The 26095-nt window shown below is 65.2% G+C and carries 26 protein-coding genes and 1 pseudogene; 16 read left to right on the top strand and 11 right to left on the bottom strand.

Features of this window, described 5'->3' with window-relative positions:
* The first annotated feature begins 100 nt into the window (after positions 1 to 100).
* Positions 101 to 1861 (top strand): fatty acyl-AMP ligase, encoded by a 1761-nt coding sequence (locus JQK15_RS02780; RefSeq protein ID WP_214863278.1) that lies wholly within the window; start codon positions 101 to 103, stop codon positions 1859 to 1861.
* A 108-nt stretch (positions 1862 to 1969) separates the two neighbouring features.
* Entirely contained in the window at positions 1970 to 4273 is a 2304-nt protein-coding gene (locus JQK15_RS02775) for a putative bifunctional diguanylate cyclase/phosphodiesterase (RefSeq protein WP_214863276.1), read from the top strand.
* Positions 4274 to 4282: 9 nt separating this feature from the next.
* Here the strand turns inward: JQK15_RS02775 and JQK15_RS02770 are convergent, their stop codons facing one another.
* The 5 genes from JQK15_RS02770 to aroQ form a co-directional block, all read right to left on the bottom strand.
* Complete coding sequence (locus JQK15_RS02770; protein ID WP_017500882.1) at positions 4283 to 5032, bottom strand: ParA family protein; 750 nt, start codon at positions 5030 to 5032, stop codon at positions 4283 to 4285.
* 84 nt (positions 5033 to 5116) lie between these two features.
* On the bottom strand, positions 5117 to 5461 hold the full coding sequence (locus JQK15_RS02765; RefSeq protein WP_125997200.1) for an arsenate reductase family protein: 345 nt from the start codon (positions 5459 to 5461) through the stop codon (positions 5117 to 5119).
* On the bottom strand, positions 5458 to 6810 hold the full coding sequence (gene accC, locus JQK15_RS02760) for an acetyl-CoA carboxylase biotin carboxylase subunit (protein ID WP_004210354.1): 1353 nt from the start codon (positions 6808 to 6810) through the stop codon (positions 5458 to 5460). The genes JQK15_RS02765 and accC overlap by 4 nt, the downstream gene beginning before the upstream one ends.
* 12 nt (positions 6811 to 6822) lie before the next feature.
* The gene (gene accB / locus JQK15_RS02755) at positions 6823 to 7311 is read right to left on the bottom strand and encodes an acetyl-CoA carboxylase biotin carboxyl carrier protein (RefSeq protein ID WP_004210355.1); all 489 of its coding nucleotides are present in this window, start codon (positions 7309 to 7311) and stop codon (positions 6823 to 6825) included.
* An 83-nt stretch (positions 7312 to 7394) separates the two neighbouring features.
* Complete coding sequence (aroQ, locus tag JQK15_RS02750) at positions 7395 to 7835, bottom strand: type II 3-dehydroquinate dehydratase (RefSeq protein ID WP_010335659.1); 441 nt, start codon at positions 7833 to 7835, stop codon at positions 7395 to 7397.
* A 131-nt stretch (positions 7836 to 7966) separates the two neighbouring features.
* On the opposite strand from aroQ, the gene thiS reads away from it, so the two are divergent.
* Both thiS and JQK15_RS02740 read left to right on the top strand, forming a co-directional pair.
* Entirely contained in the window at positions 7967 to 8968 is a 1002-nt protein-coding gene (gene thiS / locus JQK15_RS02745) for a sulfur carrier protein ThiS (protein ID WP_161731984.1), read from the top strand.
* 330 nt (positions 8969 to 9298) lie between these two features.
* Positions 9299 to 9616, top strand: coding sequence for a hypothetical protein (locus tag JQK15_RS02740; RefSeq protein WP_214863274.1), 318 nt, complete (start codon positions 9299 to 9301; stop codon positions 9614 to 9616).
* A 22-nt stretch (positions 9617 to 9638) separates the two neighbouring features.
* On the opposite strand, the gene JQK15_RS02735 is transcribed toward JQK15_RS02740, so the two are convergent.
* On the bottom strand, positions 9639 to 10523 hold the full coding sequence (locus JQK15_RS02735; protein ID WP_214863272.1) for a LysR family transcriptional regulator: 885 nt from the start codon (positions 10521 to 10523) through the stop codon (positions 9639 to 9641).
* A gap of 88 nt (positions 10524 to 10611) precedes the next feature.
* Here JQK15_RS02735 and JQK15_RS02730 point away from each other — a divergent pair, with 88 nt between their 5' ends.
* The 9 genes from JQK15_RS02730 (at position 10612) to JQK15_RS02690 (ending at position 19060) form a co-directional block, all read left to right on the top strand.
* Positions 10612 to 11322: a CoA transferase subunit A gene (locus tag JQK15_RS02730; protein WP_048936425.1), complete on the top strand. Its 711-nt coding sequence runs from the start codon at positions 10612 to 10614 to the stop codon at positions 11320 to 11322.
* A complete protein-coding gene (locus JQK15_RS02725; RefSeq protein WP_214863270.1) occupies positions 11322 to 12218 on the top strand; it encodes an HAD family acid phosphatase in 897 nt (298 codons plus the stop codon). Before JQK15_RS02730 ends, JQK15_RS02725 begins: the two co-directional genes overlap by 1 nt.
* A 2-nt stretch (positions 12219 to 12220) precedes the next feature.
* Entirely contained in the window at positions 12221 to 12856 is a 636-nt protein-coding gene (locus tag JQK15_RS02720; RefSeq protein WP_214863268.1) for a CoA transferase subunit B, read from the top strand.
* Positions 12857 to 12865: 9 nt separating this feature from the next.
* Complete coding sequence (locus JQK15_RS02715) at positions 12866 to 13306, top strand: HIT family protein (RefSeq protein ID WP_214863266.1); 441 nt, start codon at positions 12866 to 12868, stop codon at positions 13304 to 13306.
* Position 13307: 1 nt separating this feature from the next.
* The gene (locus tag JQK15_RS02710) at positions 13308 to 14603 is read left to right on the top strand and encodes a glycosyltransferase family 4 protein (RefSeq protein ID WP_214863264.1); all 1296 of its coding nucleotides are present in this window, start codon (positions 13308 to 13310) and stop codon (positions 14601 to 14603) included.
* A 131-nt stretch (positions 14604 to 14734) separates the two neighbouring features.
* The gene (locus JQK15_RS02705; protein WP_214863261.1) at positions 14735 to 16378 is read left to right on the top strand and encodes a capsular polysaccharide export protein, LipB/KpsS family; all 1644 of its coding nucleotides are present in this window, start codon (positions 14735 to 14737) and stop codon (positions 16376 to 16378) included.
* Positions 16371 to 17657, top strand: a complete 1287-nt coding sequence (locus JQK15_RS02700) for a capsule polysaccharide biogenesis protein (protein WP_214863259.1) — start codon at positions 16371 to 16373, stop codon at positions 17655 to 17657. Before JQK15_RS02705 ends, JQK15_RS02700 begins: the two co-directional genes overlap by 8 nt.
* Positions 17658 to 17727: 70 nt before the next feature.
* Positions 17728 to 18423 (top strand): molybdate ABC transporter permease subunit, encoded by a 696-nt coding sequence (gene modB, locus JQK15_RS02695; RefSeq protein WP_214863257.1) that lies wholly within the window; start codon positions 17728 to 17730, stop codon positions 18421 to 18423.
* The gene (locus JQK15_RS02690; RefSeq protein WP_214863255.1) at positions 18413 to 19060 is read left to right on the top strand and encodes an ATP-binding cassette domain-containing protein; all 648 of its coding nucleotides are present in this window, start codon (positions 18413 to 18415) and stop codon (positions 19058 to 19060) included. The genes modB and JQK15_RS02690 overlap by 11 nt, the downstream gene beginning before the upstream one ends.
* A 39-nt stretch (positions 19061 to 19099) precedes the next feature.
* On the opposite strand, the gene modA is transcribed toward JQK15_RS02690, so the two are convergent.
* Complete coding sequence (gene modA, locus JQK15_RS02685; protein ID WP_214863253.1) at positions 19100 to 19885, bottom strand: molybdate ABC transporter substrate-binding protein; 786 nt, start codon at positions 19883 to 19885, stop codon at positions 19100 to 19102.
* Between the two features lie 143 nt (positions 19886 to 20028).
* Between modA and JQK15_RS02680 the strand changes: the two genes are divergently transcribed.
* On the top strand, positions 20029 to 21666 hold the full coding sequence (locus tag JQK15_RS02680) for a molybdopterin-dependent oxidoreductase (RefSeq protein WP_214863251.1): 1638 nt from the start codon (positions 20029 to 20031) through the stop codon (positions 21664 to 21666).
* 652 nt (positions 21667 to 22318) lie between these two features.
* Here the strand turns inward: JQK15_RS02680 and JQK15_RS02675 are convergent.
* Positions 22319 to 23488, bottom strand: a complete 1170-nt coding sequence (locus tag JQK15_RS02675) for a glycosyltransferase (protein WP_214863249.1) — start codon at positions 23486 to 23488, stop codon at positions 22319 to 22321.
* Between the two features lie 57 nt (positions 23489 to 23545).
* Entirely contained in the window at positions 23546 to 24109 is a 564-nt protein-coding gene (locus JQK15_RS02670) for a helix-turn-helix domain-containing protein (RefSeq protein WP_004210404.1), read from the bottom strand.
* 148 nt (positions 24110 to 24257) lie between these two features.
* On the opposite strand from JQK15_RS02670, the pseudogene JQK15_RS27625 reads away from it, so the two are divergent.
* Both JQK15_RS27625 and JQK15_RS27620 read left to right on the top strand, forming a co-directional pair.
* A pseudogene (locus JQK15_RS27625) lies at positions 24258 to 24425 on the top strand (DUF6456 domain-containing protein); the annotation flags it as partial.
* Between the two features lie 40 nt (positions 24426 to 24465).
* Positions 24466 to 24684 (top strand): DUF6456 domain-containing protein, encoded by a 219-nt coding sequence (locus tag JQK15_RS27620; RefSeq protein WP_251007518.1) that lies wholly within the window; start codon positions 24466 to 24468, stop codon positions 24682 to 24684.
* A gap of 218 nt (positions 24685 to 24902) precedes the next feature.
* Here the strand turns inward: JQK15_RS27620 and JQK15_RS02660 are convergent, their stop codons facing one another.
* Positions 24903 to 25445 carry an NUDIX hydrolase gene (locus JQK15_RS02660; protein ID WP_214863247.1) on the bottom strand — a complete coding sequence of 181 codons (543 nt, stop codon included), beginning with the start codon at positions 25443 to 25445 and terminating at the stop codon, positions 24903 to 24905.
* Positions 25442 to 26068, bottom strand: a complete 627-nt coding sequence (locus tag JQK15_RS02655; RefSeq protein WP_214863942.1) for a TPM domain-containing protein — start codon at positions 26066 to 26068, stop codon at positions 25442 to 25444. The genes JQK15_RS02660 and JQK15_RS02655 overlap by 4 nt, the downstream gene beginning before the upstream one ends.
* Positions 26069 to 26095 lie beyond the last annotated feature (27 nt).

The raw sequence follows: 26095 nt of genomic DNA, 5'->3' as shown, positions 1-26095 counted from the left end.
AATTTTACCGCGCCTTATGGTCTAGAAGCACAGGCTGGATTGAAACTATCCGGTGCAAGTCGACGTCAAAACTGATAGCGGCCGCCGGAATATGACAGATATGACATTGGGTGACACCAATATGACGGGTTCGCAGATTATGATGGCACCTACGCCGACCAACGATGTTCTTCCGCGCCGCTTCTCCGATTTCGAGACGTTGGGCGAAGCGTTGGATTATGCGGCGCAGGGCAAGCGCGGTCTCAATTTCCATGATGCGCGCGGCAATCTGGCGCGGCCCTATCCGTTCAGCGAACTGCGCGAGGACGCGATCGCCTGTGCCCATCGCCTGATCGCCCATGGCGTGAAGCCCGAGGACCGCGTCGCCCTGGTCGCCGAAACCGGCGCCGACTTCGCCATGCTGTTCTTCGGCATCGTCTATGCCGGCGCCTGGCCGGTGCCGCTGCCGCTGCCGACCAGCTTTGGCGGCAAGGAAAGCTATATCGACCAGCTCAATGTCCAGTTGTCGAGCTGTGACCCGATGCTGTTCCTCTTCCCCAAGGAACTGGAGGACATGGCGGGCGAATCCGGTCGGCAGAAGTCGGTCGAGAGCATCGCCTTCGAGGATTTCATCGCCCGCGAAGCGATCCCCTGCGACCTGCCGCAGGCCAAGGGCGAGGAAATCGCCTATCTGCAATATTCGAGCGGTTCGACCCGCTTCCCCCATGGCGTCGCCGTGACGCACCATGCGCTGCTGTCCAACCTGTCGGCGCACAGCCATGGCATGGAAGTGCAGGAAAGCGATCGCTGCATCAGCTGGCTGCCCTGGTATCATGACATGGGCCTGGTCGGCTGCTTCCTGTCGGTCGTCGCCAATCAGGTGTCGACCGACTATATGAAGACCGAGGATTTCGCCCGCCGTCCGCTGGCCTGGCTGGACCTGATCAGCCGCAATGAAGGCACCTCGATCAGCTATTCGCCGACCTTCGGCTACGACATCTGCGCGCGTCGCATGTCGAGCCAGACCAAGGCGGCCGATCGTTTCGACCTGTCGCGCTGGCGCCTGGCCGGCAACGGCGCCGACATGATTCGCCCCGACGTGATGCAGAGCTTTGTCGATGCGTTTGGCGATGCCGGCTTCAGCCCCAAGGCGTTCCTGCCAAGCTATGGCCTGGCCGAAGCCACCCTGGCGGTCACCATCATGCCGCCGGGCGAAGGCATCATCGTCGAACTGGTCGAGGAAACCGACCTGTCGGGCGGTGCCGCACCGGAAGGCCGTCCGCAGCGTTTCCGCTCGATCGTCAATTGCGGCAAGCCCGCCAAGGACATGATCGTCGAGATCCGGGACGAGGATGGCGGCCTGATGAACGAGCGCCAGATCGGCAAGGTCTGGACCACCGGCCCCTCGCTGATGGTCGGCTATTTCCGCGACCCCGAAGCGACCGAGGCCTGCATGGCGGATGGCTGGCTGGACACGGGCGACATGGGCTATCTGTCCGATGGCTATCTCTACATTGTCGGCCGCGCCAAGGACATGATCATCATCAACGGCAAGAATCACTGGCCCCAGGATATCGAATGGGCCGTGGAACAGCTGCCGGGCTTCAAGCAGGGTGACATTGCCGCCTTTGCGATCACCACGCCGGGCGGCGAGGAAGCGCCGGCGGTGCTGGTCCATTGCCGCACCTCCGACAATGAGGAGCGTTCGCGTCTGCGCGACCAGATTCGCGAGCGGGTTCGCGCCATCACCGGCATGAACTGCGTCGTCGAACTGGTACCGCCGCGCACCCTGCCGCGCACCAGCTCCGGCAAGCTCAGCCGGTCCAAGGCACGCAACCTCTATCTGACCGGCGAGATCCGTCCTTACGATATCGCTGCCTGATCGGGCGACGCATACCGATTGATAACCATTGCGTGCTAGGCCGGGCATGTGGGTATCGAGCAAGGGCAATCCGAAACCGACCGACAGGGACGGGGCTCGCTAAGGGCGATGATGGGGCTCGCACGCCTCGTCGATGAAGCCGATATGCGCGTCCTGACTGCCCAGTTGCAGTCGGCAGACAGCGTCGCGCTGCTGCGTCTGGCGATGAACGTGTTCGGCCTGCTGTTCCTCTGGCGCGTGTTCGGCAGCCATGTTTCGGCGACCGTCATGATTGGCTGGAGCGTCGCGCTGATCGGTGCCGTCGCCATCAGTGCCCTGTTGATCCATCGCCGGAAGATCGGCGCCAGCGGCGTGCCGCAGGCGCGCGACCTGCGCCGTCATGCCCTGACCGGCCTGCTGCACGGCCTGGTCTGGGCGGCCTGCATGACGCTTTTTTCGAGGGGAGAGGGGGCCGAGCATCTGGTGGCGCTCTGGACCCTCATCAGCTGCATCATGGTGTGCGGCGCAATCAGCTATGCGGCGACGCCGCTGGCCGCGATCGCTTTCCTGGTGCCCTGCATCGTCGGTCTGTCGGCGATGTTCGATGGCGAAACCCTGTTGCCGCTGCGGGCGCTCGCCACCAGCTATGCACTGTCGCTGCTGGTCGGCTGCCTCATCTATGCCCGCACCTTCGCGCGCCAGCACAGCACCACGGTCCAGTTGGCCGAGCAGACCGAAGTCGTCAGCCTGTTGCTGCGCGAATATGAGCAGGGCGCATCCGACTGGCTGTGGCAGACCGATGCGCTGCGCCGGATCAGCGGCGTATCCCAGCGTTTCGCCGAAAGCGTCGGCATGACGCCGCAGGCGCTGGAAGGGGCGCCGCTGGTCCAGGTTCTGGCTGGCGCCGGATGGGAAAGCGGCCGCTTCGCCTCCAGCCTGCATAGCCTGGCGGATCATCTCAAGCGGCGGGAGAGCTTCAGCAATCTGGCGCTGCCCGTCGATGTGCAGGGGCGCACGCGCTGGCTCGAGCTGTCGGCTTCGCCCCGCTATGATGACAATGGCAATTTCCAGGGCTTTCGCGGTGTCGGGTCGGACATCACCGTCCAGCGGGAATCGGCCGACAAGATCGCCCAGCTGGCGCGCTTCGACACGCTGACCGGCCTGCCCAACCGCGCTCATCTGCGCGATGCGCTGGACCAGGCGATGGCCGATACCGGCAATCGTCGGCCCGGCTGCGCGTTCCTGATGCTCGATCTCGACCGATTCAAGGCGATCAATGACAGCCTGGGCCATCAGGTCGGCGACCAGTTGCTCAGCCAGGTGGCGCAGCGCTTGCGTCATGTCTGTGGCGGTGCCGGTTTTTGCGGGCGCATCGGTGGCGACGAATTTGGCGTGGTGATCGCGCGGATCGACGATGACCGGGCGGTGGCGCGCCTGTCGATCGCGATCATCGACGCGCTGTCGGCCCCCTATCAGATCGATCAGCATGTGCTGCATGTCGGGGCGTCGGTCGGCTCGGCCGTCTCGCCGATCGACGGGCATCAGTCCGAATCGATCATCCGCAGCGCCGATCTGGCGCTCTATCGCGCCAAGGACGAAGGCGGCGGTGTCCATTGCCCCTATGAGCCGCAGCTGCATGCCAAGGCCGAGGAACGGCAGCGGCTGGAGCAGGCGCTGCGCGAGGCGCTGGAGAAGGATCAGCTCCATCTTCTCTATCAGCCGGTCGTGGATGCGACGTCCGGCGTGATCACGGGGTTCGAGGCGCTAGCGCGCTGGACCCATCCCGAACTGGGGCCGATCCCGCCGTCGAAATTCGTGCCGGTGGCCGAGGAGGCTCGGTTGATCGGGCCGATTGGCGAATGGGTGCTGCGCACCGCCTGCCGCGAGGCGATGCGCTGGCCCGCGCATATAAGGGTCGCCGTCAACGTATCGGCGGAACAGCTGCACCAGTCCAACTTCATCTCCGCGGTGATCAATGCGCTGGCGCAGAGCGGGCTCGATGCGCGGCGGCTGGAGCTGGAGGTCACCGAAAGCGTGTTCATGCATGAGGATGACGGCGCGCTGCGCGTGCTGGATCAGTTGCAGGCGATGGGCATACAATTGTCGCTCGACGATTTCGGCACCGGCTATTCTTCGCTCGGCTATCTCAGCCGCACCCGTTTCAACACGATCAAGATCGACCGCAGCTTCGTCGTCGGCGCGGCGCATAACACGCCGGAAAATCTGGCGATCATCCGGGCGGTGGTGACGCTGGCGGAAAGCCTGGGCATGTCGACCACGGCGGAAGGGGTGGAAACCGCGACCGAACTGGACATGGTGCGCCGGCTGGGCTGCAAGAAGGTGCAGGGCTATTATTATGGCCGGCCGATGCTGCCGCAGGATGCGGCGCGCCTGTTCCCCGATCCGCCGGCGCAGGCCTGCGCCGTTGGCTGAGGCAGGGCCTCAGCCCTGCTGAACCTGCCGCTCGACCATCGTCCATAGCGCGCCGAAGGCCTGGGCCGGGGGCGAGGCGGGGGCGAAGGCGCCCAGTGGCTTGCGACGGACCGTCATCTGCTCGATCGTGCTGGCCATAGGGATCGCGCCCCAGCCGGGCTGTTCGTCCAGTGCCTTGCGATGCAGGCTGCGGCGGCGGTCGACCATCGAATAGACCGGCAGGATCGGCGCATGATTGCCGCCGCGCTGCACCAGATAGCGTGCCACCTCGCCCATCGCGCGCTGCGACAGGGGGGAGGGGATGACCGGGATGACGATCAGGTCGGCGGCGCGCAGCACTTGCTCGCTGGTTTCGGTGAGGCCCGGCGGGCAATCGAGGATGATGCGGTCATAATCCTTGCCCAGGCTGTCGATCAGCTTGGCCAGCCGCTTCTTCTTGTCCATCTCGCGGAACAGATGGTCGAGGCTGCGCAGCGAGGTGTCGGCGGCGATCAGGTCCAGGCCCGGCACGGTGGTGGGCTGGATCAGCTTGCGGACCTCGACATCCTTGCTGAAGATGGCCTGGGCCGCATCGCGGCTTTCAAGATCGGTGGAGAGGAGCCAGCTCGACGCCGCCTGCGGGTCGAGATCCCAGAGCAGGGTGCGCCGCTTCGATATGCTCGCCGACGCCCAGGCGAGGTTGACCGAAAAGGTGGTTTTGCCAACGCCCCCCTTGAGGCTGTAGACGGCGATGGTCGCCAATGCCGGTTCCTTTGCCATGGGAGAGGAAGCTACGGCTTCCCCCCGTCAAAGCAAGGGCTCAAATCAGCCGCTTGTTACATGGGCGTGACAAGCGGCTGATATTCAGAGGATTTCCAGAACCTTGTCCTGGGGGCGGCAGAAGCGCACGCCCTTTTCGGTTTCGACGAAGGGGCGGTTCACATAGGCCGGATTGGCCGCCATCTCGTCCAGGATCGCATCCGCCGTCATGTCCGACAGGCCGCGTTCCTCGGCATCGGTGCCCATCTTGCGGACCGCTTCGGCCGGAGTCATCCCGGCGTCGGCGAACAGCTGGGTCAGCTTGTCGCGGGTGAAGGGGGTCTTCAAATATTCGACCACCTCCACCTCGACGCCGGGCGTTTCCTCAAGGATCGCCAGCGTCTTGCGCGACGTGCCGCATTTGGGATTGTGCCAGATGGTGGCCTTCACTGGCCATCCTCACGGGCAAGCCATTCTTCCAGCCACTTGATCGTATAGTCGCCGTTGAGGAATTCGGGATCCTTCAGCAGCGCCTGGTGCAGCGGGATGGTGGTCTTCATCCCTTCGATCACATATTCTTCCAGCGCGCGGCGCAGACGCATGATCGCGCCCTCGCGGGTGCGGCCATAGACGATCAGCTTGCCGATCATGGAGTCGTAGTAAGGCGGCACCTTATAGCCCTGATACAGGCCGCTATCGACGCGGACATGCATGCCGCCCGGAACATGATAGCTGGTGACGGTGCCCGGCGAGGGCGCGAAGGTCTTGGGATCTTCCGCATTGATGCGGCATTCGATCGCATGGCCGGTGAAGCGGATATCTTCCTGGTTCACCGACAGCGGCTTGCCTTCGGCAACGCGGATTTGTTCGCGCACCAGGTCGAGGCCGGTGATCATCTCGGTCACCGGATGCTCCACCTGCAGACGGGTGTTCATCTCGATGAAGTAGAATTCGCCATTTTCCCACAGGAACTCGATCGTGCCCGCGCCGCGATAGCCCATGTCGGCCATCGCCTTGGCACAGATGCCGCCGATCCGTTCGCGCTCGGCCTGGCTCAGGACGGGCGAGGGCGCTTCTTCCAGCACCTTCTGGTGGCGACGCTGCAGCGAGCAGTCGCGTTCGCCGAGGTGAATGGCGTTGCCATTGCCGTCGCCGAACACCTGGATTTCGATGTGGCGCGGATTACCGAGATATTTCTCGATATAGACGGTGGCGTCGCCGAACGCGGCCTTCGCTTCCGACCCGGCCTGCTGCATCAGCGTTTCGAGCTGGTCGGGCGAGGTGCAGACCTTCATGCCGCGACCGCCGCCGCCGGACGCGGCCTTGATGATCACCGGATAGCCGGCAGCATCGGCAATCGCACGCGCTTCCTCGACATCGCTGACCGCGCCGTCCGAACCCGGCACCAGCGGCAGGCCGAGCGCGCCAGCGGTACGCTTCGCCTCGATCTTGTCGCCCATGGTGCGGATATGTTCGGGCTTGGGACCGACAAAGGCGAGGCCATGGGCCTCGACGATTTCGGCGAACTTGGCGTTTTCGCTGAGGAAGCCATAGCCCGGATGGATCGCGTCGGCGCCGCTGATCTCGGCCGCCGAGATGATCGCGGCGATGTTGAGATAGCTGTCCTTGGCGGCGGGCGGCCCGATGCAGATCGCCTCGTCGGCGAGGCGCACATGCATGGCATCGGCGTCGGCGGTCGAATGGACCGCCACCGTCTTGATGCCCATTTCATGGCAGGCGCGGTGGATGCGGAGCGCGATCTCGCCGCGGTTGGCGATCAGCAGTTTTTCGATGGCCATGGGATCGCGGCCTTATTCGATGACGATCAGCGGCTGGTCATATTCGACCGGCTGGCCGTTATCGACCAGCACGGCCTTGACGGTGCCGGCGACGGGCGCGGTAATCGCGTTCATCACCTTCATGGCCTCGACGATCAGCACGGTTTCGCCGGCCTTCACCTGCGCACCGACGCGCGCGAAGGGGGCGGCGCCCGGCTCGGCCGAAAGATAGGCGGTGCCGACGATCGGCGACTTCACCACATTGCCGGCCGGCAGGGCGGGTTCGGCCGCTGCGGCGGGGGCAGCGGCCGGTGCCGCAGCCGGGGCAGCGACGGGTGCCGCTACGGCAGCGGGTGCTGCGAAGATGGGGGCGCCGCCACCGATCTTGCGCGCCACGCGAATCTTGCGGTCACCGTCTTCGACCTCGATCTCGGTCAGGTTGGTGTCGTCCAGCAAAGCTGCCAGTTCGCGCACCAGGGTGACGTCCACCTGCATCGCGCCCTTGTCATGCTTGTCGTTCATGCTTGACCCTTGTCGTCTTTCAAAATGCGTTCTGGCGGCCAGCGCCTATGCTCATTTGCGCCAAAGCGCAACTTTTGTGCGTTCTACAGTTCCAGGGCTGCTTCGAGCGCCAGCATGTAGGACATGGCGCCGAAGCCCGCGATCGTGCCCTTGGCGGCCATGCCGACATAGGATTTGTGGCGGAAGGCTTCGCGCGCGTGCGGGTTGGACAGGTGGATCTCGATCACCGGCACGGTGATGCTCTTGATCGCATCATGCAGCGCGATCGACGTGTGGGTATAGGCGCCGGGATTCATGATGATGGCGTGGGCGCCCTCGCGATGTGCCTCCTGCACCCAGTCGACCAGATGGCCTTCATGATTGGATTGGCGGAAGTCGATTTCGACGTGGGCGCGGTGGGCGGCATCCTCCATCCGCTCGGCAATGTCGTCGAGCGTGTCATAGCCGTAGATTTCCGGTTCGCGGGTGCCGAGCATGTTGAGGTTCGGGCCGTTGAGAACATAGATTTTGCGTGTGTCCGCCATGGCGATCCCCCAGTCGGTCGAGACTTGTCTGTTGCGGGCGCGGCGTCGCCGCCCCTATATGCGCGCTGATCTTTAGCCCTTCGTGTCGCGCCAAGTCGAGACACGTTTCCAGCCACGAACGGGATAATGTAGTGAGCATCGACGGCACCATCTCCATCCATATCAATGGCGAGCATCGCCGCATCCGCGACGGCCTGACCCTGGCTGAGCTGGCGAGCGAGCTGGGCTTCGCGCCGGAGAAGGTGGCGGTGGAGCGCAATCTGGAAGTGGTGCCGCGCTCGACCCTGGCCGATGTCAGGATCGAGGACGGCGACGAGCTGGAGATCGTCCATTTTGTGGGTGGCGGCGATGTGTCTCCGGTGGATGACGATAGCTGGACGGTGGCGGGCAAGACCTTCCGTTCGCGCCTGATCGTGGGCACCGGCAAATACAAGAATTTCGAGCAGAATGCGGCCGCGCTGGTCGCGTCGGGCGCGGAGATCGTCACCGTGGCGGTGCGTCGCGTCAACGTGTCCGATCCCAACGCGCCGATGCTGACCGACTATATCGACCCGAAGAAGGTCACCTATCTGCCCAACACCGCCGGCTGCTTCACCGGCGAGGAGGCGATCCGCACCTTGCGCCTGGCGCGCGAAGCGGGCGGCTGGGAGCTGGTGAAGCTGGAAGTGCTGGGCGAGGCGCGGACGCTCTACCCGGACATGGTCGAAACGCTGCGCGCGACCGAGGTGCTGGCCAAGGAAGGCTTCAAGCCGATGGTCTATTGCGTTGACGATCCGATCGCGGCCAAGCGGCTGGAGGATGCCGGGGCGGTCGCGATCATGCCGCTGGGCGCGCCGATCGGGTCGGGCCTGGGCATCCAGAACAAGGTGACGATCCGCCTGATCGTGGAAGGCACCAAGCTGCCTGTGCTGGTCGATGCGGGCGTGGGCACGGCGTCGGAAGCGGCACAGGCGATGGAGCTGGGCTGCACCGGCGTGCTGATGAACACTGCCATTGCCGAGGCGAAGGACCCGGTGCTGATGGCGGCGGCAATGAAGGCGGGTGTCGAGGCCGGCCGCATGGCCTATCGCGCCGGCCGCATGGGCAAGCGCATGTATGCCGACCCGTCGAGCCCGCTTGCCGGCCTGATCTGATTCCAGCGCGTCGCGGCGCGGGATTCGACGCGACAGTCGAAGTTCACAGTGTCGTGGGGGTGATTCCGGGCCAATGCGCCAGGAACGCGCCCGCGACGCGACAGCGAAGCGACAGTCGCGCGACAATCGGGTCACGATCGCGCGCGTTCGGCGCGACAGTGACGCGACACGCAAACGACAGTGAAGCGACGCTTGGGCGGCACATGACCGGTTGCTTGGGGGCGGATGTCCCATCCCTCAGAATAAATCAGAAGAAGCGCGTGTAGGACAGGAGGCTGCGCTTGCATGGTGCCTAGCCCGTCCGTCTCCATTCATGCTTAGATGCGTCGCATGAGCCGACAATCGCTGATCCTGATTGGGCGTTACGCCCTGTTTGCTACCTTCCTTCTGGCCGTTGCCCCTGCCGCTGTCCTGACCTTGCCAGCCTTCATGTTGCTTGGCGGACCGCATGTGGACCTGTCGGGCTATGTTTTCGGAGTGCTGATGCTGGTTTGCGCACCCGGCGCGATATTCATGGGGCTGATATATAGTTGGCCGTCCGTGAGGAATGCAGCCAGGCGTTCCGTCGCGATAGCTCTGGGAATGGCTGTCATAGCTGTCATGAGCTACGTTCTTGCCTGGGGAATGATGCGCTTGTTCGGAAATTGACCGTAAGCCTATTCCTTGTTCTTCACTCTTCACCCCGCAATTCCAGCCGGCTGGCCCGGTCGAAGATCGCGAGGACCAGCGGGTCGGCTTCGGCGGCGCGGACGGCGACGTGGAAATCGACCGGGGGCATGAGCGGGGCGCCGGGCACCGGGACCAGTCGCCCTTCGGCCAGTTGCTGGCGCGCCATCGGCCGGGGAAAGATGCCGATGCCGCCGCCTTCCAGCACGATGTCGATCATGGTGCGGACATTGTTGCACAGGTTGAGCGGGCAGTCGGCCAGGTCCGACGCGGCGATCGCGTCCTTCATGATGCGGTAGAGCGGCGACAGGTTGGTGAGCGACCAGATCGGCGGGCGCACGTCTGCCATCGTCGCGACGGTCGCGGGGCTGGCGAGCCAGAGCAGGTCGACGCTGCCGATCGGCGCGGTGCGCAGCATCGGATGGGCGATGCGGCCGGCGGCGAAGGCGAGGTCGGCATGGCCCGAGGCGAGCTGCTGGATAAGGTCGGCGGTGAGCGCGATGTCGACCTCCAGGCTGACATGGGGCAGGTCGCGGCCAAGCTGGGCGACGAAGCCGGGCAGGCAGCTGGCGGCGGCAATCTCGCCTGCGCCGATGCGGATGATGCCGGTCGCCCCGGATATGTCGCTGCAGCCCATCAGCACGCCCTGGAAGCGCGCCCAGAGCGGTTCGCTCTCGCGTACCAGTTCGCGCCCCGCTGGGGTGAGGGCCATCGTCCGCCCCTCGCGCCGGAAGAGCGCGGTGCCCAGATGGCTTTCCAGCTCGCGCACCCGCGCGGAAATGGCCGGCTGGGTGGTGTTGAGGCGCGCCGCCGCCGCCGCGAAGGTGCCCAGCCGCGCGATCCAGAGCAGGGTTTCGAGGTGGTAGAAGGCGATGCGATTGATAGACATTGTTTGGGTTTAACTGAAAAAACAAATCATTGGTATTGATCGGTTTGCCTGCCTAGTCTGCGCTGAAATTTCAAAAGGATGGATGCCGATGGCCAAGAAGCTCTACCCCGATGCCGCCGCTGCGCTGGAGGGGCTGCTGTTCGACGGCATGCATCTGTGCGCGGGCGGCTTTGGCCTGTGCGGCATCCCCGAACGGCTGATCGACGCGATCCGCGATTCGGGGGTCAAGGACCTGACCATCGCCAGCAACAATGCGGGCATCGACGGCGAGGGGCTGGGCAAGCTGCTGCGCACGCGCCAGGTCAAGAAGATGATCTCCTCCTATGTCGGCGAGAACAAGGAGTTCGAGCGGCAATATCTGGCCGGCGAGCTGGAGGTGGAATTCTGCCCCCAGGGGACGCTGGCTGAGCGCTGCCGCGCGGGCGGGGCGGGCATTCCCGGCTTCTACACCAAGACCGGCGTCGGCACCGCGGTGGCCGAGGGCAAGGAAGTGAAGAATTTCGACGGCCAGGACTATATATTGGAGCGCGGCATCTTTGCCGATGTCGCGATCATCAAGGGCTGGAAGGCGGACGAGAGCGGCAACCTGATCTTCCGCAAGACCGCGCGCAATTTCAACGCGCCGATGGCGACGGCGGCGAAGATCTGCATCGCCGAGGTGGAGGAAGTGGTGCCCGTGGGCAGCCTCGACCCCGATGCGATCCATCTGCCCGGCATCTACGTCAAGCGGATGATCGTCGGCGCGCCCTATGACAAGAAGATCGAGTTCCGCACCGTGCGGCAGAGGGACGCGGCCTGATGGCGACGATGATGCGGCTTGCGCCGGCGCTGTTGCTGGCGCCGCTGGCGGCCTGTGCGACGACGAGCGCGACGACGAGCGCGACCGGCCCGGCGCCGGTGCTGCCGACCGGTCCGGCGGTGCCGCCGGCGGGCATGCAATATCTTTATGGATCGGGCGAGGCGGCAGCCTTGTCGCGCCAGGCCTGGACCGCGCTGGTCGCCCATGCCGCCGCCGTCGTGAAGGCGCGGCCGGCAGACTCTGTCGTGCTGGCCGAAGGCGCGAGCCTGGACGCGCCCAAATATGTGCCGTGCGGCAACCGGCCGTTCGCCGCCGTGTTCGACGTCGACGAGACGGTGATGCTGAACACCGGCTTCGAATATCATGATGCGAAGACCGGCAAGGGCTATAATGCCGCCGACTGGGACGCGTGGGAAAAGACCGGCGAAGGCGCGGTCGGCCCGGTGCCGGGCGCGGACAGCGGCCTCGACGCGCTGCGGGCGATGGGCGTGACCGTGATCTTCAACACCAACCGCTCGGCCGCCAATGCGGACGCGACCGAGCGCGCGATCAAGGCGGCGGGGCTGGGCGAGGCGGTGCATGGCCAGACGCTGTATCTGGCCGGCGACGATGCGATGGGATCGCGCAAGGACGGCCGGCGCTGGACGATCTCGCGCACTTATTGCGTGATCGCGCTGGGCGGCGACCAGCTCGGCGATTTCACCGACCTGTTCAATGCGGGGCAGAGCGTGCGGGCGCGCCGCGCCGCGACGCAAGGCCCTGCAATCGCGAAACTCTGGGGCGCGGGCTGGTTCGTCCTGCCCAACCCCGTTTATGGCAGCGGCCTCAAGGGCGGCTTCGACGATGTTTTTCCTGCCGACAAGAGGTGGGCGCCGCCCGCCCAAGGGGAGAAGTGATAATGGCCTGGACCCGTGACGAGATGGCCGCACGTGCGGCGAAGGAGTTGGAGGACGGCTTCTATGTGAATCTGGGCATCGGCATTCCGACGCTGGTGGCGAACCATATTCCCGATGGCGTGGAAGTGACGCTGCAGTCGGAAAATGGGATGCTGGGCATCGGCCCCTTCCCCTATGAGGGGGAGGAGGATGCGGACCTGATCAACGCCGGCAAGCAGACGATCAGCGAGCTGCCGCAGTCGGCCTATTTCAGTTCGTCCGACAGTTTCGCGATGATCCGCGGCGGGCATATCGACCTGACCGTTCTTGGCGCGATGGAAGTGGCCGAGAATGGCGACATCGCCAACTGGATGATCCCCGGCAAGATGATCAAGGGCATGGGCGGCGCGATGGACCTGGTCGCGGGCGTCAAGAAGATCATCGTGGTGATGGAACATACGTCCAAAAATGGCGATCCCAAGTTCATCCCGGCCTGCACCCTGCCGCTGACCGGCAAGAATGTGGTCGACATGATCGTCACGGACCTGTGCGTGTTCCAGCGTCCCGACCATGACAGCCCGTTCAAGCTTGTCGAGCTGGCACCGGGCGTGACCGCCGAGGAAGTCGCTGCTAAGACGACCGCCCATTATATCAGCTAAGGGCGTTTCATGAGCCTCGACGGCACCTATGACGAAGCCAATATCTTTGCCCTGATCCTGCAGGGCAAGATCCCGTCGACCAAGCTGTATGAGGACGAGAAGACCTTCGCCTTCCTCGACATCATGCCGCAGACGTGGGGCCATGCGCTGGTCATTTCCAAATGGTCCAAGGCGCGCAACCTGCTGGAGATGGAGGATGAGGCGCTGGGTGAGGTGATGGCGACCACCAAGAAGGTCGCCACCGCCATCCGCAAGGCGCTGAACCCCGACGGCATCCAGATCGCCCAGTTCAATGGCGCGCCGGCGGGCCAGACGATCTTCCACCTGCACGTCCATATCCTGCCGCGCTGGGAAGGCGACCCCAAGGGCTTCGCCGCCCATGGCGCCGGCGCGCAGGCGGACAAGGATGCGCTGGCGGCGCTGGCCGAAGAGATTCGCGCGCAGTTCTGACGTGGCACTCAAACCCTTCAAGGCGCCGGGCGCGCGGCTGGCGCTGCGGTCCAAGCCGGCCAACAGCTATCTGACCGGCGACAGGGGCCGGGCCGAGGTGATCCTCGATATTTCGCGCCTGCTCTCGCGCGCTTTCCACCCGACGCCGACCGGCATCGACCGGGTCGAATATGTCTATGCCCGCGAATTGCTGGAGCGGCTGCCCGACCGGCTGGCCTTTGCGGCCGTTCACCCCGCCGGCGGCTATTATGGGCGCCTGAACCATGCCGCGGTGCGCCATTTCCTGGCCTTCACCGCAGCGAAATGGCGCAACGTCGATTCGCCTGACGAGCGCAAGGAGCGGGCGGCGGTGATCCGCCACATGTTCGCGACGCGCCCGCGCCCGGTGCCCAAGGCCAAGGGGCCGCGCATCTATCTGCAGGCGTCGCCCCATCATCTGGACGATGCGGCGCAGGTGGGCGCGATCCTGCGTGCGGAGGGCGCGAAGTTCGTCACGCTGGTGCATGATGTCATTCCGCTCAGTCATCCAGAATTTGCCCGGCCGCAGGGCGCGGACGAGCATCGTCGCCGGCTGCGCAGCATCGACCTTTATGCAACCGGCATCATCGGCAACAGCCAGGCGACGCTGGACGCGCTGGAACCGCATCTGTCGAACGGCCTGACGGATCGCCAGACATGCGTCGCCCATTTCGGCGCCGATCCGCCCGATGTGTTTGGCGGTTCCGGCACGGCGATCCCTGAGCGGCCCTATTTCGTCTATCTGTCGACCATCGAGCCGCGAAAGAATCATCTGCTGCTGCTCAATATCTGGCGGCGGATGGTGGACGAACTGGGCGATGCGGCGCCGATGCTGGTGCTGATCGGCCGGCGCGGCTGGGAAAATGAGAATGTCATCGACATGCTGGAGCGGGGCGAGGCACTGCGCGGCCATGTGGTCGAGGCGGGCGAACTGCCCGACAACCAGATGCAGGATCTGGTCGCGGGCGCGCGGGCGATGCTGATGCCGTCCTTTGCCGAAGGATTCGGCATGCCGGTGGTCGAGGCGCTATGCGCCGGCGTGCCGGTGATCTGCAGCGACATTTCGGCGCATCGTGAAGTCGGCGGGGACGCGCCCGATTATATCGATCCGCTCGATGGCATCGGCTGGATGCGGATGATCCACGCCTATGCCGCAGCGGATTCGCCGCAGCGGGCGGCGCAGCTTGCACGGATCGGCGGATGGCATGCGCCGACCTGGCGTGACTATTTCGACATAGTGGCGCAGCTATTGGAAGATGTGACAGCGACTGTTCCTTGACCTGTCATCGCCCGGCGATCATGACTGATCCGGTCGAGAAGATGACCGCGTGCCGGATCAGGGGGATATGTGACCGGGGGTTGGTGGAAAAGGCGAATGGGACCTATGTCTCAGGTGGAGCGCGACGCTCCGTGACCATGATGCCATTCCTGCGTTCTCCCCCCTTTCCGGGCATTGATCCGGATGTGGCGGCGATCAGCCATCCGGTAGCCGGCGCGTCGGTCGCGGCTATTCCCGACACATTGTTCGACATGATTGTGGCTGCGCGTGTCGGGGGCGATTTCTGGGGGCATCGGCCACGGGGTGTGCAGGTCGTGGCGCGGGCCGGGATCGCGATTCCCGCAGAGGCCTGTGTCGGTCTGGTCGCTGGACAGATTGGCATCCTGCCGCTGGCGCGACGGGGTGGTGCGGCCGTCAGCGCAAAGATCGGTCATTTTCTGCCGGTCGGTTGCGACCCATGGACATTGGTGGCGCAGGCGCGTGCCATCTATGCCCAGCCGGACGATGATCTGGCGATCATCGGGGGCCTGCTCGGCGTGGCGGTCTTTGGCGCGAATGGTGATCGGTTTGCGCCGGAGCGATTGCGCGCGGCAGCACGGGACAGGCTGGCGGCGGCGATCTATCGGGATTGTTTTACCGGTGCGCCGGTCGATGCCGCGCATGTCGTTGCGCAACTGGCCGACTGGCGCCGCCATATCGACGGCAATCGTGGTATCGCCGCTGCCAGCGGCATGGCCTTCTGGAAACGGGAGGCGATCCGGCATTTTCTCTGGGATGGGCTTGATAGCCCGCCCTTCCTGTCAGTTGCCCGAGGCTTGGCTCGGGCGCGTCAGCGTGGCGCGGCGCTGGCGATCTGGCCGTCCCGTGTGCCGTCCGATACGGTTAGCGAGGCAGCGGCCAAGGGCGTTTCGATCGCGCGGGTGGAAGATGGTTTCCTGCGATCGCGCGGATTGGGGGCAGGCTTGCATCCGCCCGGGTCCGTGGTGATTGATCGCAGCGGCATCTATTATAATGCCCGAAGGCCCAGCGATCTGGAGACATTGCTCGCAACCCAGATATTTACGCCTGCCCTGGTCGACCGAGCGCGCCGCTTGCGCAATCGGGTCTGCGCGGCGGGCGTTACCAAATATGGACTGGAGGCTGGGCAGATGATCGATCTGCCGGCCGACCGGCGGACCGTCCTGGCCGTGGGACAGGTCGATGACGACATGTCCGTCCAGCTGGGCGGCGCGGGCGTTGGCGGCAATCTGGATTTCCTGGCCCGCGTGCGCAAGGCGGAGCCGGACGCCTGGATCGTTTACCGCCCCCATCCCGACGTCCAGGCCGGACATCGCAAGGGCCATCTGAGCGATGCGGTCGTGCTGGAACATGCCGACGCGATCGACAGCGGGGCACCATTGATGGAACTGGTGCAGCGGGTAGACGAAGTCCATGTGCTTTCCTCGCTGACAGGCTTCGAGGCGCTGATGCGCGGTCGCTCTGTCACGGTGCATGGCATGCCCTTCTATGCCGGCTGGGGGCTGACCCGCGACCTGGCCAAGCCGTCATCCCGAAGAGGGCGTTTGCTGGATGTGGATCAGCTTGTCGCGGGCGCACTCATTCTCTATCCTCGCTATCTCGATCCGGTGACGCGCTTGCCCTGTGGCCCCGAACTGATGGTGGACCGCATGGCCAGTGGATCGACGCCGCCGATGACATGGCTCATTCGGCTGCGCGCGCTACAGGGGAAGCTACGAAGATTTATGACATTGTCCGCTGAGTTCCTTCATGGCTGAACCAACGTCGAAAATATTCTTGTTCCTGCAGGGGCCGCATGGTCCCTATTTCTCGATGCTTGCGTATGCGTTGCGCAAGCGCGGGCATTCCGCTCTGCGGATCAACATCAATGGTGGCGACAAGGTCGATTGGCCAGGAGATGCCACCGATTATCGTGGAACATTTCGTAACTGGCCACTCTTCTTTGACGATTTTATCGTCAATCATGGCGTTACGGACCTGATTCTCTATGGTGATTGCCGTCCCTACCATACCTCGGCACATGGCATGGCACGGCTGCGCAACTTGCATGTTCATGTCGTGGAGGAAGGGTATATTCGCCCCGATTTCCTGACCTTGCAGGACGATGGCGTGAACGGCAATTCGACTCTGCCGCTGGACCCACAATGGTATCTAGACCAGGTCCGGGGCTTGCCAGACTATATCGATAATCTGCCGCCCGTGCCCTCGACCTTCAATGCCCGTGCGCGCAACACGATGCGCAATGGTCTGGCCGCTGCATTCATGCGGCCCTATTTCCCATTCTACCGAACCCACCGGCCGCATAGTTTCCTGATGGAATCGGTCGCCTGGTGTCGCAAGCTGGTCATGCGTCGCGGTGACGGGCGCCGGTCTTTCAAGGCGTGGGATACGGTCAAGGATAAACCCTATTTCGCGCTCCCGTTGCAACTCAACTCCGATTATCAGATTCGCGTTCATTCGCCCTTCGGCAACATGCGCGCTGCGCTGCGTTTCGCTATCAAGAGCTTTGCTCAGCATGCGCCTGATCATGTCTCTCTTGTGGTGAAACGCCATCCGCTGGACCCCGGTCTTGTCGCCTGGGACCGACTGACTCGCCGGCTGGCCGCGTATTATGGCGTAAAGGACCGTGTCGTCTATCTGGCCGATTGGGACATTGCCGAAGTGGTGGGCAAGTCGTTGGGCGTGGTGACGGTGAACAGCACTGTAGGCACGCTGGCGCTCAATGCCGGCAAGCCTGTCGTGGTTCTGGGGCACGCAGTCTACAAGGTGCCAGGAGTGGTGCATCAGTCGAGCCTTGATGATTTCTGGTCGGCGCCGCGCCAGCCGGACATGACGCTCTATTCAGCGTTTCGGCGAGTTCTGGTCGATCGCTGCCTCATTCGCGGAGGGCTTCTGAGCGAGGAAGGGCTGCAGATGCTCGTCAGCAACGCGGTTGATCGGCTGTTGCGGGCGCCTGCGCAGATTATCCGGCCAGACCGAGGTCGGGCACCACGATGGACAATGCAAAAGGGCCCGGTGTTACGTGGAATACGCTAAAGGACAATTTTGGTGACCATCGCCATTGATCGGCGAATGCGCAATCTTGCCGAAGTGAATCGGTGACTACATGCTATTGTCATCGATCAGTGCTGAAGAATGGGCGATCATCGGGCTTTCGCTCCGGGTCAGTCTGACAGCGGTCTTCGCGATGCTGCCGATAGCTTTTGCCCTGGCATGGTTGCTCGCGCGCTATCGTTTTCCTGGCAAATTGATGCTTGATGCACTGGTGCATTTGCCGTTGGTGGTGCCACCGGTGGTCACCGGCTGGCTACTGCTGCTTCTGTTTGGTCGGCAGGGTGTTTTTGGTTATTGGCTGGAAAGCTGGTTTGGCATCAGTCTGTTGTTTCGCTGGACGGGCGCAACGCTCGCGGCAGCAATCATGGCGATGCCGCTGATGGTGCGCGCTATTCGGCTGTCGATTGAGACAATCGATCGACGATTGGAGGCTGTCGCCCAGACGCTCGGAGCCGGCCGTATCCGGGTCTTCTGCACCATCTCGTTGCCACTCGCGGTTCCGGGCATATTGGCTGGCATGATCCTGGGTTTTGCTCGATCGATCGGGGAATTTGGCGCCACCATTACCTTTGTGTCCGATATACCAGGGGAGACCCGAACACTGCCGATCGCCATCTATTCCGCGCTGCAACTGCCGGACAGCGAAAATGCGGTATTGCGGCTGGCACTGATTTCGATTGCGCTGTCGCTCGGCGCGCTGATGGCATCCGAATGGCTCGCGAGACGCATGGGCGACCATGTCCTTTGACATTCATGTCCGTCGCCGACTGGGGGCCAATCATCTGGCCATAGACATTGCCAGTTCCAGTGCGATCGTCGGCCTATTTGGTCCATCTGGGGCAGGCAAGAGCAGCCTGCTCAACATGGTGGCCGGTCTATTACGTCCCGATGAAGGTCGTGTCGCGATTGCCGGGGGCACGTTGTTTGACAGCGCCGTCGGCGTAGACCTGCCCATCGCGCAGAGGCATTGCGGCTATATTTTTCAGGATCTGCGCCTCTTTCCGCACATGAGCGTGCGCCGGAACCTTATTTATGGCCGAAGGCATAGTGGAGTAAGCGCGCTTGATATGCCAGCTATCGTCGACATGTTAGGCATCGGCGATCTGCTTGAGCGCCGGCCACATTCTCTCTCCGGGGGGGAGGCGCAGCGCGTGGCGATTGGGCGTGCCTTGCTAGCCAATCCTCATTTTTTGTTGATGGATGAGCCATTGACGGGCCTGGACCAGGGCCTGAAGGACCAGATACTGGAGCTTATACGCAAGTTGCACGCGGCCACATCGATCCCGATTCTTTATGTCAGTCACGATCGTGCAGAATTGGAGGCGCTGGGAGCCGACCTTGTCTCGATCCGTCCGTCGAAAACCGGAGATGGGGCGGGGCTTTGAGATGATGGCGTGCGCGATCCGTAGAAAAACAATCGGCGATCAGGGCGCGCTGAAGCCGTAACGGCCAAGGATCGCCCGGCCCTGCGCCGACAGCAGGAAGCGACGGAAGCCTTCCGCGGCACGGTGGCGACTGGCGGTCAGCCGCGCCACCGGGTAGCGGATCGGCGGATGGCTGCCGGTCGGGAAAGTCCCGACCGTCTGTACCGATTTCGAGGCACGGGCATCGGTCGCATAGACGATGCCGAACGGGGTGGCGCCGCGCTCGACGAGGGCGAGGGCGGCGCGCACGCTGTCGCCGCGCGCGACCTTGTCCGCGACCGAGGGCCAGACGTTGAGCGCGGTGAGTGCCGCCTTGCCATATTTGCCGGCCGGCACGGCGTCGGGGTCGGCCATGGCGAGGCGGCCGCCGTCCAGCGCTGCGGCGAGCGGCATGTTGCGGCCGATGCGCAGCCGCACCGGCTTGCCAACCGGCGCGACCAGCACCAGTCGGTTGCCGGCCATGTCGGCGCGGCTGCCGCGCGCGACGAAGCCGGCCTTCTGGATATCGTCCATCCAATCTTCGTCGGCGGAGGCGAACAGGTCGGCGGGCGCGCCGGCCTTGATCTGCCGGGCCAGTGCCGAGGAGGCCGCGAAGGACAGGACCGGGCGGGCATGGCCCTGCCGCGCCCAGGCATCGGCGGCGGCATTCATCGATTCCTGCAGGCTGGCGGCGGCAAGCACGAGTGGCCCGCGCCTGTCCTGCGCGGCGGCCCAGGATAGCGACAGCAAAAGTGACAGGAGCGCGAGCGCGCGCAGCAGGAGCGGAATCGGAGAGAAGAAGCGCATGACCGCCTTGTGCGCCCAGCGCCGGGGCCATGCAATTGTCGGCACATGCTTTTGTCGCCGCGCCCGATCCGCTAAGCAGGCGCTGGTGACGCCGATCCTTCCCCCCTTCGTCCGTTCCGGCCGGACTCGCGCAGCCCTTTGACATGGCAGTGATACGCACGCTTTGCGGCCGGTGCGGCGTCGGCTGTGGCCTGCGCGCCATCACCGGCGAGGATCGCGACCTGATGGTCGAGGGCGACCGGATGCATCCGGCCAATGCCGGGCGGCTGTGCGGGCGCGGGCTGGAGATCGCGGAAGAGGTCGGGCTGGAAGGGCGATTGCTCCAGCCGATGATCGACGGTCGGCCGCAACGCTGGGAGAAGGCGATCGCGCAGGTCGCGCGGCGGCTGTCGGCGGTGATCGCCCAGCATGGCGCGGACAGCGTGGCGCTGCATGTCGGCGGCGGCCTGCTGACCGAGGATTATTATGTCGCCAACAAGCTGATGAAGGGCTTCATCGGTTCGGCCCATATCGATGCGGGCTGGGCCGCCAATGATGGCGCGGCGCTGGCGCAGCGCGCGGCCTATGGCGAGGATGTGATGCCCGCCGCCTATGAGGATATCGAGCGGGCCGAACTGATCCTGATGATCGGCGCGGATCTGGCGCAGGATCATCCGGTGCTGAATGCGCGGATTGCGGCGGCGCGGGCCGAGCAGGGCGTCGAACTGCTGTTGCTGGCGGCGCCGGGCGAGGGGACGAGCGTCGAGGCCGACCTGCGCATCGACGTGTCGCGCGACGGCATGGCGTCCTGGATCGCCGGGCTGCTGCGTCATTGCCATGATGTCGGCGCGACCGATGGCGACTATCTGGCGCGCAATGTCAGCGTGCCCGACGATTTCTGGGCGCAACTGTGGACCCGCCATGATCTGTGGTCGGTGGCGCGCAGTTGCGGCCTGTCGCCGGTGGAGCTTCGCGCGCTCTATGACCGGATCGCCGCCGTGCCGCGGATCGTGACGCTGTTTGGCGGCGCGGACGAGGGGCTGGCGCGGGCGGTGATCGATTTCCATCTGGCAACCGGACGGATTGGCAGGCCGGGGGCGACGCCCTTTGCCATGACGGCCGCGGCCAATGGCATGGGCGGGCGCGAGGTCGGCTGCAATGCGACGGGGCTTGCGGCGCATCGCGGCTTCACGGCAGAGGCGATGGCCGAAATAGATCGCTTCTGGTCGGCCGAGGCGATGGCGACCGGGCCGGGGCTGGATGGTGCGGAACTGGCCGACGCGGTGCGGGACGGGCGCATCCGCGCGCTGTGGAGCATAAGCGGCGACGGCATCGATCCGGCCTGGCTGCGCGCGGCGCTGGACGTGGTGCCGCTGGCGATCCGCTCCACGCCCTGGGCCGATCCCGAGCGGGACGGGCGCGGCATCGTGCTGCCATCGGCCAGTTGGGTCGAGAAGGACGGCACGCTGACCGGGGCGGACCGGTTGATCAGCCGCCAGCGCCGGCTGTTCCCGCTGCCCGGCGAAGCGAAGCCCGACTGGTGGATCGTCACCCAGGTCGCGCGTGCCATGGGCTGGCAGGCGGCCTTCCATTATGAATGGGCGGCGGAAATCTATCGCGAGCATGTGCGCCTGACCGCCTATGGCAATGAGGGCGCGCGGCTGCTCAACCTGCGCCGCCATGCCCCGATTTCCAACCCCGCCTATGAGGAACTGACCCCCTGGCGCTGGGGCGAGCTGCCGTTCGACGAGGGGCGGTTCCCGACGCCGGATGGCAGGGCCCGCCTGCTGCCCCTGTCCTAGGGACAATCGACATTCAGCCCTGACGGCCTGCAAATGGCGGTTCTCCGCGCTTCCGGTGCTCACGTACTTTGAGTACGCTGCGCTCCGGGTCACGGAAAACCACCATTTTCGTCACGTCATCATCTGAATGTCGATCGCCCCTTGGCCGTAGAGCGACGGGATCGTCGGGCGACGGGGCGCCGACGCGACAGTAGAAAGTTCACACCGTTATGCGGCCTATGGTGGCGCGGCTTCTGGCGGATTTGCGCCAGGTCGGTCGGCGCGGGGTAATGGCCGCGCGACGATCAGGCGCCGGTGCCGCGCCTGCGACGCGACAGCGAGGTGACAGGGAAAGGACAGCGACGCGACAGTGTCGCGTGGGCGGCGGCAGTGGAGGCGGGAAAGGGCGCGGCGTTCCATCGACGCATGTGGAACAGAAAGGACGAGAGTAGGAAAGCGATGGGGCTGCTACCGACCAATTCGAGACTGTTCCCCCTCCCGTAAACGGGAGGGGGTTAGGGGGTGGGAAGGACGTCGCCAAAGCCCACCCCGCTGCGACTAACGCGCTGCGCGCGCAAGTCTCGCTTCCCCTCCCGTTTACGGGAGGGGAATGGCAGGAGACCACCCAACATTGCCATCCCCGCGGAGGGCTAGGGCCATATTCTGGATAGCTTCAGCCTCGCGTTATGCCCGTGAGATGATCGAGCAGGGCGTCGCCATTGGCGGTCCAGGTGAAGCGTAGGGCGGCGGCGCGGACGGCTTCGCGCTCGGGCGGGTCGGCCAATATGTCGGCGATCGCTTCGGCCAGGGCTTCGGGTTCGCGATCGACGATCCTGCCGGCTTCGGGGCGATCGAGCAGTTCGCGGGCGCCGCCGACATCGGTGATGACGATCGGCGTGCCGCAGGCGAGCGATTCCACCCAGGCATTGGCGAGCCCTTCGGATTCCGACGGCAGCGCCATCACGTCGGCGGCGGCATAGAGGCGCGGCAAGCGGTCGTGCGGCACCGAGCCGAGGAAGCCGATGCGCCGTTCGACGCCCAGTTCCTGCGCGAGATTTTCGAGCATCCGGCGATATTGGCCCTGGCCGGCGAGCAGCAGGGTGGTGCCGGGTAGCAGCGGCAAGGCGCGGACCAGAATATCCTGCCCCTTGCGCGGGATGAGCGCGCCGACGCAGAGGATCAGCGGCCCTTCGAAGCCGAGCGCGGCCTTGGCCTGATCGCGGTCGGCGATCTCGAAGCGGTCGAGGTCGACGCCGGTATAATGGACCCGGATCTTGTCGGCATCGATGCCCATCCGGCCCATGGAACGGCGCATCGCGGCCGAGACGGCGAGCAGGCCGGCGGCGCCGTCGGCGGCGCGCTTCACCATCTTCCTGGTGCCGCGCTGCGTGCCCCAATGATGAATGTCGGCGCCGCGCGCCTTGACCGAATAGGGGATGCCAAGCGCCTTCGACAGGCGCTGGGCCACCGGACCATCGGGGAAGAAGAAGCTGGCGTCGATCACGTCGAACGGGGTCTGGGCGTGCAGCCGCTTGACCAGCGGCAGGATCGCGCGGGTCATGGTGAGGACATTGGTGCGGCCGCCGAATTTCGGGATGATCGGGAAGGTCGGTCGATAGACTGTCAGATCCTTCCACCTTTCCTTGGGCGGCAGGGCGCGCAGCGGGGCATAGCGGCCGGCGCGCGACAGCGGCCAGGGCGGCATGCCGATCGGGGCGACAACGGTGACGCTGACGTCGGGGCGGCTCGCCAGTTCGCGGGCCTGTCGCTCCACGAAGACACCGAAATTGGGCCGGCTCATGTCCGGGAAGAGCGTGGAAAGCGTGAGGACGTTGAGTGTCATGGGCCCTCCCTACTGCATGTCGGTTAAGCGAGGCTTAGGCGTGGCGGGGGCGCTTGGCTATAGCCGTCGGACGAGTTGCACCGCCACTGCGCCCCAGGGTGGGTCGGTCAGCACCTGTTGCCGGGCGCCGTGGCCGAGCGGCAATATCTGGAGCCGGTCGCCCTCGCGGCCGATGAGGCGGCCGAACAGGAAGCGGCCGGCGGGACGGGGGAAGAGGACGTCGCGGTTCAAGGCGCTGGCGAAATCGGCCGGGGCGATGCGACGGCACCAGATGGCGTCGCCGCTGCGATAGTCGCCGATGCTGGCATTGACCTGGATGCCGATCATGCCGTCGGCGGGCACGGGCGGCGGGAAGGACAGGGCGCGGACGGGTGCGCGCGCGCCCTCCGGTCCGAGCAGGGCGGCGACGGGCACTTCGCTCTGGCCGGGCAGGGCGACCAGTTCGGCGCTGGTGACGCCGAGCGCGTCGGCGATGCGGTTCAGCCATTTGACCGAGACGGTGCGGGTGCCGGTTTCGAGCCGGCCGATCGTCTGGGCGGTGGTGGGCGGCAGGCAGAGCAGGCCCACCTGTTCCAGCGTCAGGCCCTTGGCCTTGCGGACCTCGCGGATGCGGGTGATCATGGCTGTCCTCGGGTTGATAACCTATTTGGTTTTCTCTTTCCTACAGATTATCCGTCGTGGCAAGCCCTTGGCCTATCCCACCTTGTCAGGAGATGCCGCCATGGCCGCCCAGTTTGTCGACCAGATGATCGAAGACCCTGCCGGCAAGATGCAGGCAATGAAGCTGCATCTGGGGGAATCGCCGATCGGCTGGCTGCATGCACGCGGCCATGTGAGCGACCGGCAGCTGGCGGCGGGGGAGAGGTTGCGCCGCGACTGGGAGCAGGCGGGACTGGGCGCACGGGTGACGATGCGCTGGGACGGGGCACCGGCGGAGCGGCGACGGGGCGGCGCGGCGACGGGGCGGCGCGGCGGCGATGCCCGATCCGAGCGCCGCGCAACTTTCGGCGCGCGAGCGGTTCGATGGTGCGGTGCGGGCGGCGGGGCCGGGGCTGGCCGACATATTGTGGCGCGTGGTGTGCGCGGGCGAGGGGCTGGGGCCGGCGGAACGGGCGCTGGGCTGGCCCAGTCGCGCGGGCAAGCTGGTGCTGGGGCTGGCGCTCGACCGGGTGGCGGACTGGTATCGGATGGGGTGAGGGGGGCTAAATGAACCGTCCGGGCTGAGCGAAGTCGAAGCCTTCGGCCGAGCGGCGCGAGGCGATGACTTCGCCTTCGCTCAGTCATGCCCTTCGACTTCGCTCAGGGCGAACGGAATAAATATGCAGCGGCCCGTAGCGCCTAGGCCACGAACCCCGCTGCGCTCGCTACCCACCCCAACCCCTCCCTGGAAGGGAGGGGCGAGGTATGTTTGCATTCAGGCCAAGAATCCTGCGCCGAGGAGCAGGAGCAGCTTCACGTCCATGGCGAAGCCCTGGTCGCGCCAGGCGGTGATCTGGTCCGGCAGGGTGGCGAGGGGGACGCGGTGGACGCGGATATCCTCGCTGTCGACGCCGCCGCCATCGCCGGTCTTTACCAGATCATGGGCGCGGAACAGGGTGAAGCTTTCCGAGACCATGCCGGGGGAGCTGAAAAATTCGCCGAGCGATTCGAGGCGACCGGGGAGATAGCCGGTCTCTTCCTCCAGTTCGCGGCTGGCGGCAAGGCTGGCGTCCTCGCCGGCGTCATGATCGCCGACGAGGCCCGCGGGCAGTTCGATGCAGCGCTTGCCGAGCGGCACGCGATACTGGTCGACCAGCAGGACATGGCGGCCGTCGACGTCCTCGTCGATCGCCAGGATGACGGCGGCACGGATGCCGCGGGCGCGGCCGACATATTCCCATTTGCCGCGCTTCTTCGCGGTGATGAAGCGCCCGGTCCACACGGTTTCCTCGGGCGCATTCCAGTCATTATCGCTCATAATTCGATCAGTCTGTCCGGCAGTTCGTTGATGTCGTCGGCGGCGCGGGGGAAGTGCGGCGCCAGGATCGCGCCGACCCGGCCGATGGCGAGGGCAAGGCCTTCGCCCGGCCGGTCGTCGCGCACCGCGTCGATCAACAGCGCCATCGCCTCGCCCCAGGCTTCGGGCGTGACGCGGTCGTTGATCGCCTTGTCCGCGACAATCTCGGCGCGATGCTCGTCGAGCGAGAGATAGATGAGGACGCCGGTGCGGCCGGCGGTGCGGGCCTCGGCAGCGGCGCGGAACAGCAATATGGCGCGGCGGCGGACCCGGCGCGCCTTGGTCGCGCGCGGGGTGAGCGCCATGCGCAGCGGCATGATCGCGAGGAGATAGCGCACCACCAGAAAGTCGAGGATCAGATCGCCGAGCAATAGGGTCAGCATCTTCCAGTCGGCGACCTGATGGTCCCAATCGCCCAGCAGCCGGCCGGCCAGGTCGCGCAGATAGTCCGGGAAGAAGGCGAAGAAGGCGAGGGCGACGAAGACGGTGCCGATCGCCCAGTGCAGGCCGACATCATGATAGGCGTCGGACCGACGCGCGACGATCGGCACGATCTCGCCCGATGTCTGCTGTTCGGCCTCCATCACGGCGGCCGAGACGAGGTCATGATC

Origin of the sequence: Sphingobium sp. BHU LFT2 (genome assembly GCF_018604485.1) — a bacterium.
Lineage (GTDB): Bacteria > Pseudomonadota > Alphaproteobacteria > Sphingomonadales > Sphingomonadaceae > Sphingobium > Sphingobium yanoikuyae_A.
This window is presented reverse-complemented; position numbering and strand designations above follow the sequence as displayed.

What these genes read in the sequence shown, in the direction of transcription:
- JQK15_RS02780 (WP_214863278.1), top strand. Translation starts at nt 101, where the DNA reads ATGACATTGGGTGACACCAATATGACGGGTTCGCAGATTATGATGGCA.
- JQK15_RS02775 (WP_214863276.1), top strand. Translation starts at nt 1,970, where the DNA reads ATGATGGGGCTCGCACGCCTCGTCGATGAAGCCGATATGCGCGTCCTG.
- JQK15_RS02770 (WP_017500882.1), bottom strand. Translation starts at nt 5,032, where the DNA reads ATGGCAAAGGAACCGGCATTGGCGACCATCGCCGTCTACAGCCTCAAG.
- accC (WP_004210354.1), bottom strand. Translation starts at nt 6,810, where the DNA reads ATGGCCATCGAAAAACTGCTGATCGCCAACCGCGGCGAGATCGCGCTC.
- accB (WP_004210355.1), bottom strand. Translation starts at nt 7,311, where the DNA reads ATGAACGACAAGCATGACAAGGGCGCGATGCAGGTGGACGTCACCCTG.
- aroQ (WP_010335659.1), bottom strand. Translation starts at nt 7,835, where the DNA reads ATGGCGGACACACGCAAAATCTATGTTCTCAACGGCCCGAACCTCAAC.
- JQK15_RS02740 (WP_214863274.1), top strand. Translation starts at nt 9,299, where the DNA reads ATGAGCCGACAATCGCTGATCCTGATTGGGCGTTACGCCCTGTTTGCT.
- JQK15_RS02735 (WP_214863272.1), bottom strand. Translation starts at nt 10,523, where the DNA reads ATGTCTATCAATCGCATCGCCTTCTACCACCTCGAAACCCTGCTCTGG.
- JQK15_RS02730 (WP_048936425.1), top strand. Translation starts at nt 10,612, where the DNA reads ATGGCCAAGAAGCTCTACCCCGATGCCGCCGCTGCGCTGGAGGGGCTG.
- JQK15_RS02725 (WP_214863270.1), top strand. Translation starts at nt 11,322, where the DNA reads ATGGCGACGATGATGCGGCTTGCGCCGGCGCTGTTGCTGGCGCCGCTG.
- JQK15_RS02720 (WP_214863268.1), top strand. Translation starts at nt 12,221, where the DNA reads ATGGCCTGGACCCGTGACGAGATGGCCGCACGTGCGGCGAAGGAGTTG.
- JQK15_RS02715 (WP_214863266.1), top strand. Translation starts at nt 12,866, where the DNA reads ATGAGCCTCGACGGCACCTATGACGAAGCCAATATCTTTGCCCTGATC.
- JQK15_RS02700 (WP_214863259.1), top strand. Translation starts at nt 16,371, where the DNA reads ATGGCTGAACCAACGTCGAAAATATTCTTGTTCCTGCAGGGGCCGCAT.
- modB (WP_214863257.1), top strand. Translation starts at nt 17,728, where the DNA reads ATGCTATTGTCATCGATCAGTGCTGAAGAATGGGCGATCATCGGGCTT.
- JQK15_RS02690 (WP_214863255.1), top strand. Translation starts at nt 18,413, where the DNA reads ATGTCCTTTGACATTCATGTCCGTCGCCGACTGGGGGCCAATCATCTG.
- modA (WP_214863253.1), bottom strand. Translation starts at nt 19,885, where the DNA reads ATGCGCTTCTTCTCTCCGATTCCGCTCCTGCTGCGCGCGCTCGCGCTC.
- JQK15_RS02680 (WP_214863251.1), top strand. Translation starts at nt 20,029, where the DNA reads ATGGCAGTGATACGCACGCTTTGCGGCCGGTGCGGCGTCGGCTGTGGC.
- JQK15_RS02675 (WP_214863249.1), bottom strand. Translation starts at nt 23,488, where the DNA reads ATGACACTCAACGTCCTCACGCTTTCCACGCTCTTCCCGGACATGAGC.
- JQK15_RS02670 (WP_004210404.1), bottom strand. Translation starts at nt 24,109, where the DNA reads ATGATCACCCGCATCCGCGAGGTCCGCAAGGCCAAGGGCCTGACGCTG.
- JQK15_RS27620 (WP_251007518.1), top strand. Translation starts at nt 24,466, where the DNA reads ATGCCCGATCCGAGCGCCGCGCAACTTTCGGCGCGCGAGCGGTTCGAT.
- JQK15_RS02660 (WP_214863247.1), bottom strand. Translation starts at nt 25,445, where the DNA reads ATGAGCGATAATGACTGGAATGCGCCCGAGGAAACCGTGTGGACCGGG.
- JQK15_RS02655 (WP_214863942.1), bottom strand. Translation starts at nt 26,068, where the DNA reads ATGGAGGCCGAACAGCAGACATCGGGCGAGATCGTGCCGATCGTCGCG.